The sequence below is a fragment of the Aliiroseovarius sp. S1123 genome (genome assembly GCF_023015885.1).
GTDB lineage: Bacteria > Pseudomonadota > Alphaproteobacteria > Rhodobacterales > Rhodobacteraceae > Aliiroseovarius.
Genome location: NZ_JALKBE010000001.1, coordinates 540,839 through 553,478 on the forward strand (window position 1 = coordinate 540,839; position 12,640 = coordinate 553,478).

Sequence of the window (12,640 nt, forward strand, 5' to 3'; positions counted from 1 at the left end):
ATCCCCCTTGGGCAACGCGAGAAATTTCGCCTTCTGGATTGTGCTTTTTGTGCTCATCCTGGCCTTGTTCAATCTGTTTTCGAACGGTCAGTCTGGGCTTGCATCGTCTCAGACAACTTATTCGGAGTTTATCGCCGCCGTTGAGGGCGACAATGTAAAATCCGTCACGCTTGATGGCGAAAAGCTGGTCTATCAGGCTGCAGACGGTAAAATCTATCAAACCATCGTGCCGCGTGATGCTGAAGTGACGCAGCTGTTGATTGCGGAAGGCGTCGAGGTGACTGCCGAAGCGCAGCAGCAATCAGGGATCATGAACCTTGTGACACTGCTTCTTCCGGTGGCTTTGCTGATCGGCTTCTGGTTCTTCATGATGAACCGGATGCAAGGTCGCGGGGGCGGCGGTGCCATGGGCTTTGGAAAATCGAAAGCCAAGATGCTGACCGAACGCGAAGGCCGTGTGACCTTTGACGATGTGGCCGGTATCGACGAAGCCAAAGAAGAGCTGGAAGAGATCGTGGAATTCCTGCGCAACCCGCAGAAATTCAGCCGCCTTGGCGGACAGATCCCCAAAGGCGCGCTTCTTGTTGGCCCTCCGGGTACCGGTAAAACGCTTCTGGCCCGCGCGATTGCAGGCGAAGCAGGCGTGCCCTTCTTCACTATTTCGGGCTCGGATTTCGTCGAGATGTTCGTCGGTGTAGGTGCAAGCCGCGTCCGTGACATGTTCGAACAGGCCAAGAAAAACGCACCCTGTATCGTTTTCATCGACGAGATCGACGCCGTGGGCCGGTCGCGTGGCGCTGGCTATGGTGGTGGTAATGACGAACGCGAACAGACGCTCAACCAGCTCTTGGTCGAGATGGACGGCTTTGAAGCCAATGAAGGCGTGATCATTCTGGCCGCGACCAACCGTCGTGACGTTCTGGACCCCGCGCTGCTGCGCCCCGGCCGTTTCGACCGTCAGGTCACCGTGCCGAACCCCGACATCAAAGGCCGCGAGAAGATTCTGGGCGTCCATGCCCGCAAAGTGCCGCTGGGCCCTGACGCTGACATGCGCATCATTGCGCGCGGTACGCCGGGTTTCTCGGGTGCGGATCTGGCGAACCTTGTGAACGAGGCTGCGCTGATGGCTGCCCGAGTGGGCCGCCGTTTCGTGACCATGGAAGATTTCGAGAACGCGAAAGACAAGGTCATGATGGGGGCAGAGCGCCGCTCGATGGTGCTGACCGATGACCAAAAGGAAAAGACCGCCTATCACGAAGCAGGTCACGCCGTGGTCGGCATGAAGCTGCCGCAATGTGATCCGGTCTATAAGGCGACCATCATTCCGCGCGGTGGTGCGCTGGGGATGGTTGTATCCTTGCCGGAAATCGACCGCCTGAACTGGCACAAGTCGGAATGCGAAGAAAAGCTGGCCATGACCATGGCGGGCAAGGCTGCCGAAATCATCAAGTATGGCGAAGAAAATGTGTCGAACGGTCCGGCTGGGGATATCCAGCAGGCATCCGGTCTGGCGCGTGCCATGGTGATGCGCTGGGGCATGTCAGACAAAGTCGGTAACATCGACTATGCCGAAGCGCATGAAGGCTATCAGGGCAATACTGCTGGCTTCTCGGTCTCGGCGCATACGAAAGAGCTGATCGAGGGAGAGGTGAAAGGCTTCATCCAGAACGGCTATGAGACTGCGTTCAAGATCCTGAAAGAACATGAACAGGAATGGGAAAATCTGGCGCAGGGCCTGTTGGAATACGAAACCCTGACCGGCCCGGAAATCGAGCGTGTGATGAAGGGCGAACCGCCCCACGCATCCGACGACGATGACACGCCGGACGAGGGCAACGCCCCGTCGGTCGCTGCGATCCCGAAAACCAAACCGCGCAAGAAATCGTCTGACGATGGCGGGATGGAACCGGAACCCACCGTATAAAGCACAAAAACCCCAGAGTGATGCTCTGGGGTTTTTCTTTCAGGGCGACACAAGCTGTGAATTGCTGTTCATCGCACAACCGGGCAGGGTGCTGCAAAACGAAAAGGAGCACCCATGCCCGCCTTGATCCCATCGGACTATATAGCAACGATCACATGGCTTGGGGTCACGTCCGATCGTAGCAGCACCATGCGTAGCGAAGCACGTGACATGGTCGACGTGTCGTATGATGGATTTGTCGGAGAAGCCCGCTCGGGTCTGATGCGGGCGTCCTGTCCCCGCGTGACGAACCAATACCCACAGGGAACGGAAATCCGCAACACGCGCCAGATCTCGATCCTGTCGGCCGAGGAGATGGCGGAGGCGGCGGCAACGCTGAAGCTGGACGCGCTGGATCCGGCATGGCTGGGCGCGTCGCTGATTGTCGAAGGCATTCCCGACTTTACTCGTATCCCGCCATCCTCGCGCCTCCTGTCTGAAAACGGTACATGTTTTGTGATCGACATGGAAAACCGCCCTTGCAACATTACCGGACGCGAGGTCGAGCGCGCCATGCCGGGACACGGCATCAGGTACAAACAAGCAGCAACGGGCAAACGGGGCGTTACGGCTTGGGTCGAACATGCCGGAACCCTGAAAATCGGGGACGAGCTACGACTGTTCGTTCCGGATCAGCCCGCTTGGAACCCGACGCCCGGCTGACGGGCACCGACACCGGAAATCTTGGTGCCTTTCAAGGACCTTCGGGGCGGATCAGAAACGTTGCGTAACTGATCCGACGAAATCGGCGGCAAACATGTCGGATTTCACCCTGTGAGTCGGGATTTGGGTCGTTATGCAGAGGAAGATATTTGGCTGCAGCGCTAACAGGGATGCAGCCGCCTTGAACATGCTCTCGTTTCTGAAGGATCTGCCATGAGCTATAAATCTGACATCGAAATTGCCCGCGAAGCCAAAAAACGCCCGATTCAGGAAATCGGCGACAAGCTGGGCATTCCGAGCGAGCACCTGCTGCCCTATGGCCACGACAAAGCCAAAGTCAGCCAGGACTTCATCAACTCGGTCCAGTCCAAAGAGGACGGCAAGCTGATCCTGGTGACCGCGATCAACCCAACCCCGGCAGGTGAAGGTAAAACCACCACCACCGTAGGTCTGGGCGACGGCCTGAACCGCATCGGCAAGAACGCCATGGTCTGTATCCGCGAAGCATCGCTGGGCCCGAACTTCGGTATGAAGGGTGGTGCTGCTGGTGGCGGCTACGCGCAGATCGTTCCGATGGAGGAAATGAACCTTCACTTCACCGGTGACTTCCACGCCATCACCTCAGCCCACTCGCTCTTGTCGGCCATGATCGACAACCACATCTACTGGGGCAACGAGCTGGAAATCGACGAGCGTCGCGTCGCTTGGCGTCGTGTGGTCGACATGAACGACCGCGCTCTGCGTGACATCGTATGTTCGCTGGGTGGTGTGGCCAACGGCTTCCCGCGCCAGACCGGCTATGACATCACCGTCGCGTCGGAAGTTATGGCGATCCTGTGCTTGGCCAACGATCTGCAAGATCTGCAGAAGCGTCTGGGCGACATCATCGTGGCCTATACTCGTGAACGTAAAGCCATCTACTGCCGTGACATCGGTGCAGACGGTGCAATGACCGTACTTCTGAAAGATGCCATGCAGCCGAACTTGGTGCAGACGCTGGAAAACAACCCGGCCTTCGTGCACGGCGGCCCGTTCGCCAACATCGCACACGGCTGTAACTCGGTCATCGCAACCAAAACCGCGCTGAAACTGGCCGACTATGTTGTGACCGAAGCTGGCTTTGGTGCCGACCTTGGCGCCGAGAAGTTCATGAACATCAAGTGCCGCAAGGCAGGGATTGCCCCGTCGGTTGTGGTTCTGGTTGCCACCGTGCGGGCGATGAAAATGAACGGCGGCGTGGCCAAGGCTGATCTGGGTGCCGAGAACGTGGACGCTGTCAACAATGGCTGCGCCAACCTGGGTCGCCACATCGAGAACCTGAAATCCTTCGGCGTGCCGGTTGTGGTTGCCATCAACCATTTCGTCACCGACACCGATGCCGAAGTGCAGGCTGTGAAGGATTATGTTGAGGGCCACGGCTCCGAGGCAATCCTGTCGCGTCACTGGGAACTGGGTTCCGAGGGCTCGGAAGCGCTGGCCAAGCGCGTGGCAGAGATCGCAGACGCAGACGTCGCATCCTTCGCCCCCATCTACCCGGACGACATGCCGCTGTTTGAGAAGATCGAGACCATCGCCAAGCGCATCTACCGCGCGGACGAAGTTCTGGCTGACAAAAAAATCCGCAGCCAGCTGAAAGACTGGGAAGAGGCCGGATATGGCAATCTGCCGGTTTGTATGGCGAAAACGCAGTACAGCTTCTCGACCGACCCGAACCTGCGCGGTGCACCCACCGGCCACTCGGTTCCGGTACGCGAGGTTCGCCTGTCGGCGGGCGCTGGTTTCATCGTCGTTGTCTGCGGCGAGATCATGACTATGCCGGGCCTGCCGCGTAACCCTGCAGCGCTGTCAATCGGCCTGAACGCCGAAGGCGAAATCGAAGGTCTGTTCTAAGAACTATCAAGAAGGGCGGGGATTACCCGCCCTTCACTTTTACGACCCCCAACAATTCCCGCGAAGAAGGAGAGGCCATGATTGGCAATACTGCCACTCTGATCGACGGCAAGGCCATTGCCGCTGACATGCGCAAGGATGTGGCCGCCCGCGCAGCCGAGCTTTCTGATAAAGGCTGGTCGCCCAAGCTGGTGTCGCTGTCCGTCGGTGACGTCGCCGCAGCCGAGCTTTACGTGCGTAACCAACAGAAATCGGCGGAAAGCGCCGGGGTCGAGTTTGAAGCGCGCAACTATCCCTCTGAGACCTCGCTGGAGCAACTGACGGGCATCATCCAAGGCCTGAACGCCGACCCGCGCGTGAACGGGATCATCATTCAGCGCCCGCTGCCCGACCATATCCCGGTAAAGACCCTGCAAAAGCTGGTCCATCCGTTGAAGGATGTCGAAGGGATGCACCCCGCATCCATCGGCAACATCGTCTATAACGATCTGGCGCTGGGTCCCTGTACCGCTGTGGCGGCTGTCGAAATCCTGAAGACGTTGCCCTTGGACATGGAAGGGCTGAACGTCACTGTGATCGGCCACTCGGAAATCGTCGGCAAACCCATCGCCTTCCTTTTGATGGGGCTGGGCGCGACGGTCACCGTATGTCACCACATGACCCGCTCGGTCGCGATGCATAGCCGCGCAGCGGATGCGGTGTTCGTCGCCGTGGGCAAGCCCGGTCTGGTGACCGGCGAGATGCTGAAACCCGGCTGCGCGGTGATCGACATTGGTATCAACCGCGTCGACGGCAAGACCGTGGGCGACGCGGATTTCGAAAGCTGCAGCCAAGTTGCGGGCTGGATCACCCCGGTTCCCGGCGGTGTTGGCCCTGTGACGGTTGCGACCCTGATGTCGAACGCGGTATTGGCAACTGAAATGCAGATGAATCACTATCGTGACGCCTATGCGCGTTCCGAATTTGACTGACTGGTAAGGAGAGCGTGATGACGGCTCAGATCATTGATGGCAAGGCATTTGCCGCAACTGTCCGCGAGAAAGTCGCGGGTCACGTGACCCGCTTGAAAGAAGAAAACGGCATCACCCCGGGTCTGGCCGTGGTGCTGGTCGGTGAAGATCCCGCCTCGCAGGTCTATGTCCGCTCGAAGGGCAAGCAGACCGTTGAAGTGGGCATGAACAGCTACGAGCACAAGCTGGACGCTGACACCTCGGAAGAGGATCTTCTGGCGCTGATCGACAAGCTGAACAACGACCCCGCTGTACACGGCATTCTGGTCCAGCTGCCGCTGCCCGGTCACCTGAACGAAGATCTGGTGATCAACTCGATCGACCCGGCCAAGGACGTGGACGGCTTCCACATCTCGAACGTGGGCCTTCTGGGCACCGGTCAGAAGTCGATGGTGCCCTGCACGCCGCTGGGCTGCCTGATGATGCTGCGTGACCACCATGGCTCGCTGTCGGGGCTGAACGCCGTCGTGATCGGCCGCTCGAACATCGTGGGCAAGCCGATGGCGCAACTGCTGCTGGGCGACAGCTGCACCGTGACCATCGCGCATAGCCGCACCAAAGACTTGCCCGAGGTCGTGCGCCGCGCAGACATCGTTGTCGCCGCCGTGGGTCGCCCTGAAATGGTGCCCGGAGACTGGATCCGCGAAGGCGCCACCGTGATCGACGTGGGCATCAACCGGATCGAGCGTGACGGCAAGAACAAGCTGGTCGGCGATGTGGACTTCGAGAGTGCCTCGAAAGTGGCAGGGGCGATCACGCCAGTGCCCGGCGGCGTCGGCCCGATGACCATCGCCTGCCTTCTGGCCAACACCCTGACCGCCTGCTGCCGCGCCAACGGCCTGGCAGAGCCGGATGGGCTTACGGCGTAAGGCTTGCGCTTAAAAGAATTGAGGCGGCGTCAAGGGATCTTGGCGCCGTTTTTGTTTTGAACGGCAAGACGCGTGACAGGGCGGACAATGCTTTTTCGCAAACGTGGGCCGTTCGCACCCAGTTTTGAGAATTCAGCGAAATATAGTAGAGTATCAAATCAGCTCTTCAGAAACGTACTGATAGGGTCGTTATTAAAAAAAGGAATACAAGCACTTAGAATTGGGGGGATAATTATGAATAGATTTCTATTCGCGTTTTCAGTTGCGACATTTCCATTTTGCGCCATAGCCGAACCAAGTTTGGAGCGCGGTGAATACCTCGTTCGCGGACCAGCCGCGTGTGGCAATTGCCATACTCCACAAGGACCAAACGGACCTGACATGTCGAACGAGCTTGGCGGAATGATGGTCGAAAAAAACGACATGATGGAAGCTTGGGCCGTGAACATCACACCCGGCGGTCGTGTCGCGGATTGGAGTGATGAAGAGCTCGCCCGTGCGATCCGTGAAGGCATTCGCCCGGACGGCTCCGTGATCGGCCCACCCATGCCAATTGGCCTCTATCGAGGGCTAGGTGATGACGATCTAATGTCGATTGTTGCATTCCTTCGAACCCTACCCGCCAGCGACAATCAAACGCCTTCTTCCACGTACAATTTCCCGCTTCCGCCAGCCTATGGCCCACCGGTTGAAACTGTTTCCGCGCCACCCCGTGGTGCGACTGTAGAATACGGTGCCTATCTTGCTGGGCCGGTTGCGCATTGCACCGAGTGCCACACAACTTTCGGACCACAAGGCCCCATGTTTGACACCCATCTTGGCGCCGGGGGATTCGAATTTCATGGACCATGGGGGGTATCCGTCGCACCGAACATAACCAGCCACGAAGACGGTCTGGCCGGCTATTCCGACGACGAGCTGAAAACCATGATCACTTCAGGTAAACGCCCCAACGGAAGTCAAATGTCGCCCCCGATGGGATATGGGTACTACGCGATGTTTTCACCCGAGGATATTGAGGCTGTCGTAATGTATCTGCGGACCATCCCTCCGCTGCCTGATCCTAAGTAGACTTCCGGCCATCACCCTGACAGCCTGCTGCCGCGCCAATGGGTTGGCAGAGCCGGACGGGCTGACGGCGTAAGCTGAGGGTTTATGAGGATTGAGACGGCGTCAGGGGAACTTGGCGCCGTTTTCCATTTAGTTGGTGAGATGCTGGCGATATTGCCGCTATGTATTGTCCGTCCGGCGCGGCGAAATGGACATTGAAACACCCTTTCCTACGATCCTGCCCTCTGCTCCCACAGAACTCGTCCAACTGACTTCCGTTGTCTCTAATGAGCCAGTGAATTCAAGCGAAAACACGATGCTCGTATGCCCTATATCGAAGTTTGACAGTTCGATCAGGTCTATGCTCTGGAACTCAATTTCGACAAAGGCGTGCTTGTCCGTCAGAAAGTATCCCTTGGAATCAACAGCATTCGTAGTGTTCCATGCATGCAAAATGATCCTACTTGGCTCACCCTGAGCCAATTGAATGTCTGATATTTCTGCGTCATGGAACTTTGGTTCTTGACCGAACCATTCAATAACCGAACTACCGCCGGGCAACCTGGAGAGCAGGCTCATTTTAGTCATTTACAATACCCAAGCGGTTAGCTGTTCCCTCAATCCTTAAACTCCGCCTTCCGCTTCTGCATCCCGGCCATCACGGCCTCCATCTGATTGGGCGTGCCCATCAGCTTTTCTTGCGCTTTGCTTTCGGCAATCAGCGTCTCGCGGACGTCCATCAGTTCGGTGTCGCGGATCAAGGCTTTGGCGGCGCGGATGGCGTCGGGGGATTTCGAGGCGATCTCGGCGGCGATGGCGTGGGCGCGGTCCAGCGGCGTGTCAGAGATCTCGGTCACGAAGCCCCAGTCCAGCGCGGCGGGGGCTTCGAATTGCTCGGCGGAATAGGTCAGTTTGCGGATCACGTCGCCCCGCGCCAAGCGGCGCATCAGGACCATGCCGCCCATGTCGGGGATGATGCCCCAGCGGCCCTCCATGATGGAAAACCGCGTGTCGGGGGCTGCGATGCGCATGTCTGCGCCCAGCATGATTTGGAACGCTCCGCCGAACGCATATCCATGCACGGCGGCGATCACGGGCTGAGGCATCTCGGCCCAGACCATGCTGGCGGCTTGGAAGAGGTTCGCGTTGTTGTGCGTGCGTTCCAGAAACACGCCGCCCTGCATCGCGAACTGCGCGATCTGCGGCATGGCGTTCAGGTCCAGCCCGGCGGAAAAGGCGGGCCCGTCACCGGTCAGCACCACGGCGCGAATGTCCTTGCGTGCGGCCAGTGTTTCGCCAGCGTCGACGATGGCGCGGATCATGCCCAGATCCAGTGCATTTCGTTTGTCCGCGCGGGTCAGGGTGACGGTTGCAACTTGGTTTTCTTCGGTGATGGACACGCGGTCTGACATTATTTTATCCTTTGTGTTCAACGCACTTTGCGCCGTCCGGTCATAGGCGCGCAAGTCTCACGTCGCGGCAACCGGGATATCGACAGGGACCATGGTGCCGATCAGCCGTGCGATGTGGGTGGTCTTGTCGCCATCGTCGGCCCAGACGTCAGCCTCGACCGGGATCAGGCGGCGCCCGGCTTTGATGATGCGGCCTTCGGCGATCAGGCGCTGACCCTTGGCGGGCGCAAGCAGCTGGATCTTCATCTCGGCCGTCAGTACCTCTTGATCCGGGCGCATGACCGACATCGCCGCATAGCCCGCCGCCGTGTCGCCCAAGGCGAAGGTCAGCGCGGCGTGACCGAAATCATGCTGCTGGCGCATGTCGTCATGGATGGGGCTTACGATGCGAAACCGCCCAAAAGCGCAGCTTTCCACTTGGGCACCTGCGAAGGTCATCAGGGACTGCGCGGCGAAGCTATCGCGCAAGCGGGTTTCAGTATCGGCGGGCAAGACGGTCATAGCGGTTCCTTTCACGATCAACATAGCCCCAGAGGGCGACCGCGACATCAAAACGCCACGTCAAAGATTAGCGGGGCATCGGAATGGGACGGGGCGGGGAGCCGGTGAGGACCGCGATCGCATCCTCACGCATCAGGTCCGACAGGGCGGCGTCATCCGAGCGCAGCCCGCCGGTATATGTCCCATAGGCGGGCAGGATCACGCGGTTGGCGTCAACCAGCATACAGGGGCGGCTAACCCTGCCGCCACGCAGCTGAAGCCGCGCTTTGGGGTGATAGTGGCCCGAAATCTCGTTGGTGGCGCCGTCCTGCGCGATGTGGCGGAAGGTTAGCGGGGTCTCGTGCAACTCCGCCAGATGCGTGCCGCCGAACTCGACCGGGCCGGGGTCGTGGTTGCCCTCGATCCAGATCCAGCGGCGCCCGGCCATCAAGCGGGTGATCCACAGTATTTCAGCCTCTGGCAGGTTTTGCGCGGCAAGCAGGTCGTCGAAACTGTCACCAAGGCAGACGACAGTGGAGGCATTCGTGTGGCGCAGATCCTCTTCCAACCGCCCCAGCGTGTCGCGGGATTCATACGGTGGCAGCATGTCGCCCGAGCGGCGCACGATCCGCTCGGATTTGCCCAGATGCAGGTCCGACACGCACAACAGTGTTCGATCCGGCCACCACAGCGCGCCCGAGGGCAGCAGCATCAGTTGCGTAGCTGCAAAGGTGAAGTGAAAGCCCTGCGTCATCGGATCCCGTCTGCGTTTCCATCAGCGTTCTGGCCGGTTGCGATCAGGGTGGCAAGGCCGGATTGCTCCATCAGGCGGTCGGCTTCGGCCTGAAGAAGCGCCTCGCGGCCAGCGCCGTTGACGGGCACTTTGCCAACCTCAAGGAACAGGGGGGCGGCGAAGGGGGTGACCTGATCGGTGACGACATGGTCGATCCGGCCTTGAGTGCGGGTCAACATTTCGTCGATGCGACCAAAGCCAATCAAGCCGCGCATCGCCTCGGTTCGGGTGATCTGTAGCAGCAGGTGGTCCGGATCGTATTTGCGCAACGTGTCATAGAGGATGTCCGAGGAAAACGTCGCCTGTCGCCCCGAGGAGCGTTTGCCCGGCAGGTTACGAGTGATTAGCCCGGCGATGGTGGCAGCGCCCTTGAAGCTGCGCTTCATCAGCGCATTATCGGCCAGCCAGCCCTCAAGCCCGTCTTGCAACTGATCTGCATTCAGCACCTGCATCGGGTCTGTCACATGCGCGACGGACCAGATGAGCGTGGCGTAATCGGTGGCAACAAAGCCCAGCGGCCCTAGGCCCAACTCCTCCATCTGGCGGGTGACCATCAGGCCCAGCGTTTGCTGCGCGTTCTTGCCAGCAAAGCCATAGATGCAGGTATGGGCGCGTTCGTCATGGTCGAAGCTTTCCACAAGGATGCGGCCCGTACGGGGCAGGTGGCTGACCTGCGCCTGCAGGCGGATCCAGTCCAGCGTGTGCCTTGGCAGATTGGGCAGGGCGGGGCGGTGGAGCAGATCGAGAATGCGAACGGACAGCTGTGTCGATGTGGCGAATTTCGTGCCCGAGAATACCGCGAGCTTCGGCTTGCGGCCCCGGTCGCGGCTGACTTGCACCTCCATCTCGCGCAGGCTTTCGAACCGGACGATCTGCCCGCCCATCAGGAAGGTATCACCTGGAACCAGAGAGGCGGCGAAGCTTTCCTCGACCTCGCCCAGCGGTTTTCCGGCGGACGCACCGGATCGCCCCTTCATCCGCACCTTCAGCGTATCTGTGTCGATGATCGTACCGATATTCATCCGCACCTGCTGTGCAAGCCGCGGATCGCGCAGCCGCCATAGCCCGTCGTCCCGCTGCATCAGGCGTTGCCAGCGGTCATAGGCGCGCAGGGCGTAGCCGCCGGTCGCGACGAAGTCCAGACAGTCGTCAAACTGCGCGCGGGTCAGGGTGCGATAAGGGCCTGCTCCAGTCACTTCTTTGAACAAGGCGTCTGCGTCGAAGGGGGCCGCGCAGGCGGTGATCAGGATATGCTGGCAGAGCACATCGAGCGGGCCGGGGCCGCGCGGGTCTCCGTCAAGATCATGGGCCAGAACGGCTTCGATCGCGGCGTGGCATTCGATCACCTCCCAGCGGTTTGCGGGTAGGATCAGTGCTTTCGACGGCGCGTTATAGCGGTGATTGGCGCGGCCGATACGCTGGACGAGGCGCTTTACGTTCTTGGGGGCGCCGACCTGAATGACCAGATCCACGTCGCCCCAGTCGAGCCCCAGATCCAGCGACCCGGTACACACTACGGCGCGCAGCTGTCCCGCGACCATTGCGGCCTCGACCTTCTTGCGCTGTTCCAGCGCGAGGGATCCGTGGTGAATTCCGATGGGCAAGCCGTCAGCATTCGCCAGCCACAGCTCATGGAAGAAGATCTCGGCCTGCGCGCGGGTGTTGTGGAAGATGAGCGTCGTTTTGTGTTGGGCGACCTGCTGCAGCACTTCGGGAATGGCGTATCGCCCGCCACCGCCCGACCATGGGGGCGGGGTATCGGTGGTCAGCATGCCAATGTCCGGGTCCGGGCCGGGATCGGCCTGCACGATGTGACAGGGCGCGGGGTGGGGCGCGACGAAGCGGGCAAGCGCCGGGGGATCCTCGACGGTCGCCGACAATCCGATGCGCCGCAGACCGGGACACATTGCTTGAAGGCGCGACAGGCACAGCATCAGCTGATCACCCCGCTTGCTTTCGGCAAGCGCGTGCAGCTCATCCACCACAACCCGCTTGAGCCCTGCGAAGATGCGTGGCGCGTCTTCATAGCTGAGCAACAGGGCCAGACTTTCCGGCGTGGTCAGTAGGATGTGCGGGGGATCGGCGCGTTGTGCTTTTTTGCGGGTCTGCGAGGTGTCGCCCGAGCGGTCCTCGACCCGGATGGGCAGGCCCAGGTCGTTGATGGGCGTTGTCAGGTTGCGCCGCATATCCGCCGCCAGTGCCTTCAGGGGCGAGATGTAGAGCGTATGCAGGCCCGGTTCAGGATCGGCTCCAAGCTCGACCAGGCTGGGCAGGAAACCGGCGAGCGTCTTACCGCCGCCCGTCGGCGCGATCAGCATAAGCGAGGGATCCAGCGCACGCGCGAGCATCTCAACCTGATGCGGATGCGGTGACCAGTTGCGGTCGGAAAACCAGCTTTGGAACTTGGCAGGAAGGGACGTCATGGGGGCAGGATAGGGAATTCCGGCGCGGGGTGAAATTGCTTCTTTAGGTGCGACGGAAAATCGCTGGGCTTTCGTATCACGCAGGAC

11 protein-coding genes are annotated in these 12,640 nt (G+C 60.0%); 6 read left to right on the plus strand and 5 right to left on the minus strand.

Going from position 1 to position 12,640, the window contains the following annotated elements; all coding sequences use genetic code 11:
• The first annotated feature begins 7 nt into the window (after positions 1 to 7).
• The 6 genes from ftsH (at position 8) to MWU53_RS02620 (ending at position 7,466) form a co-directional block, all read left to right on the plus strand.
• Positions 8 to 1,924 (plus strand): ATP-dependent zinc metalloprotease FtsH, encoded by a 1,917-nt coding sequence (ftsH, locus tag MWU53_RS02595; protein WP_247090166.1) that lies wholly within the window; start codon positions 8 to 10, stop codon positions 1,922 to 1,924.
• 114 nt (positions 1,925 to 2,038) lie between these two features.
• On the plus strand, positions 2,039 to 2,626 hold the full coding sequence (locus tag MWU53_RS02600; RefSeq protein ID WP_247090168.1) for an MOSC domain-containing protein: 588 nt from the start codon (positions 2,039 to 2,041) through the stop codon (positions 2,624 to 2,626).
• A gap of 213 nt (positions 2,627 to 2,839) precedes the next feature.
• Positions 2,840 to 4,516 (plus strand): formate--tetrahydrofolate ligase, encoded by a 1,677-nt coding sequence (locus tag MWU53_RS02605; protein ID WP_247090170.1) that lies wholly within the window; start codon positions 2,840 to 2,842, stop codon positions 4,514 to 4,516.
• A gap of 77 nt (positions 4,517 to 4,593) precedes the next feature.
• Positions 4,594 to 5,487 carry a bifunctional 5,10-methylenetetrahydrofolate dehydrogenase/5,10-methenyltetrahydrofolate cyclohydrolase gene (locus tag MWU53_RS02610; RefSeq protein ID WP_281501266.1) on the plus strand — a complete coding sequence of 298 codons (894 nt, stop codon included), beginning with the start codon at positions 4,594 to 4,596 and terminating at the stop codon, positions 5,485 to 5,487.
• Positions 5,488 to 5,504: 17 nt separating this feature from the next.
• The gene (gene folD / locus MWU53_RS02615) at positions 5,505 to 6,395 is read left to right on the plus strand and encodes a bifunctional methylenetetrahydrofolate dehydrogenase/methenyltetrahydrofolate cyclohydrolase FolD (RefSeq protein WP_247090172.1); all 891 of its coding nucleotides are present in this window, start codon (positions 5,505 to 5,507) and stop codon (positions 6,393 to 6,395) included.
• A gap of 381 nt (positions 6,396 to 6,776) precedes the next feature.
• Complete coding sequence (locus MWU53_RS02620) at positions 6,777 to 7,466, plus strand: c-type cytochrome (protein WP_247090173.1); 690 nt, start codon at positions 6,777 to 6,779, stop codon at positions 7,464 to 7,466.
• Between the two features lie 159 nt (positions 7,467 to 7,625).
• Here the strand turns inward: MWU53_RS02620 and MWU53_RS02625 are convergent, their stop codons facing one another.
• The 5 genes from MWU53_RS02625 to MWU53_RS02645 all read right to left on the minus strand — a co-directional run bounded on the left by MWU53_RS02625 (position 7,626) and on the right by MWU53_RS02645 (position 12,553).
• Complete coding sequence (locus MWU53_RS02625; RefSeq protein WP_247090174.1) at positions 7,626 to 8,033, minus strand: hypothetical protein; 408 nt, start codon at positions 8,031 to 8,033, stop codon at positions 7,626 to 7,628.
• Positions 8,034 to 8,062: 29 nt separating this feature from the next.
• Positions 8,063 to 8,857 carry a crotonase/enoyl-CoA hydratase family protein gene (locus MWU53_RS02630; protein WP_247090176.1) on the minus strand — a complete coding sequence of 265 codons (795 nt, stop codon included), beginning with the start codon at positions 8,855 to 8,857 and terminating at the stop codon, positions 8,063 to 8,065.
• Between the two features lie 57 nt (positions 8,858 to 8,914).
• Positions 8,915 to 9,358 (minus strand): PaaI family thioesterase, encoded by a 444-nt coding sequence (locus MWU53_RS02635; protein WP_247090178.1) that lies wholly within the window; start codon positions 9,356 to 9,358, stop codon positions 8,915 to 8,917.
• 67 nt (positions 9,359 to 9,425) lie between these two features.
• Entirely contained in the window at positions 9,426 to 10,091 is a 666-nt protein-coding gene (pdeM, locus tag MWU53_RS02640) for a ligase-associated DNA damage response endonuclease PdeM (RefSeq protein WP_281501267.1), read from the minus strand.
• Positions 10,088 to 12,553, minus strand: coding sequence for a ligase-associated DNA damage response DEXH box helicase (locus MWU53_RS02645; RefSeq protein WP_247090180.1), 2,466 nt, complete (start codon positions 12,551 to 12,553; stop codon positions 10,088 to 10,090). Before MWU53_RS02645 ends, pdeM begins: the two co-directional genes overlap by 4 nt.
• Positions 12,554 to 12,640: the final 87 nt, after the last annotated feature.

Bases quoted from the DNA above. Each gene is read 5' to 3' on its own strand.
- MWU53_RS02630 (WP_247090176.1), bottom strand. From the start codon at position 8,857: ATGTCAGACCGCGTGTCCATCACCGAAGAAAACCAAGTTGCAACCGTC.
- MWU53_RS02645 (WP_247090180.1), bottom strand. From the start codon at position 12,553: ATGACGTCCCTTCCTGCCAAGTTCCAAAGCTGGTTTTCCGACCGCAAC.
- folD (WP_247090172.1), top strand. From the start codon at position 5,505: ATGACGGCTCAGATCATTGATGGCAAGGCATTTGCCGCAACTGTCCGC.
- pdeM (WP_281501267.1), bottom strand. From the start codon at position 10,091: ATGACGCAGGGCTTTCACTTCACCTTTGCAGCTACGCAACTGATGCTG.
- MWU53_RS02600 (WP_247090168.1), top strand. From the start codon at position 2,039: ATGCCCGCCTTGATCCCATCGGACTATATAGCAACGATCACATGGCTT.
- MWU53_RS02605 (WP_247090170.1), top strand. From the start codon at position 2,840: ATGAGCTATAAATCTGACATCGAAATTGCCCGCGAAGCCAAAAAACGC.
- MWU53_RS02635 (WP_247090178.1), bottom strand. From the start codon at position 9,358: ATGACCGTCTTGCCCGCCGATACTGAAACCCGCTTGCGCGATAGCTTC.
- MWU53_RS02620 (WP_247090173.1), top strand. From the start codon at position 6,777: ATGTCGAACGAGCTTGGCGGAATGATGGTCGAAAAAAACGACATGATG.
- MWU53_RS02625 (WP_247090174.1), bottom strand. From the start codon at position 8,033: ATGACTAAAATGAGCCTGCTCTCCAGGTTGCCCGGCGGTAGTTCGGTT.
- MWU53_RS02610 (WP_281501266.1), top strand. From the start codon at position 4,594: ATGATTGGCAATACTGCCACTCTGATCGACGGCAAGGCCATTGCCGCT.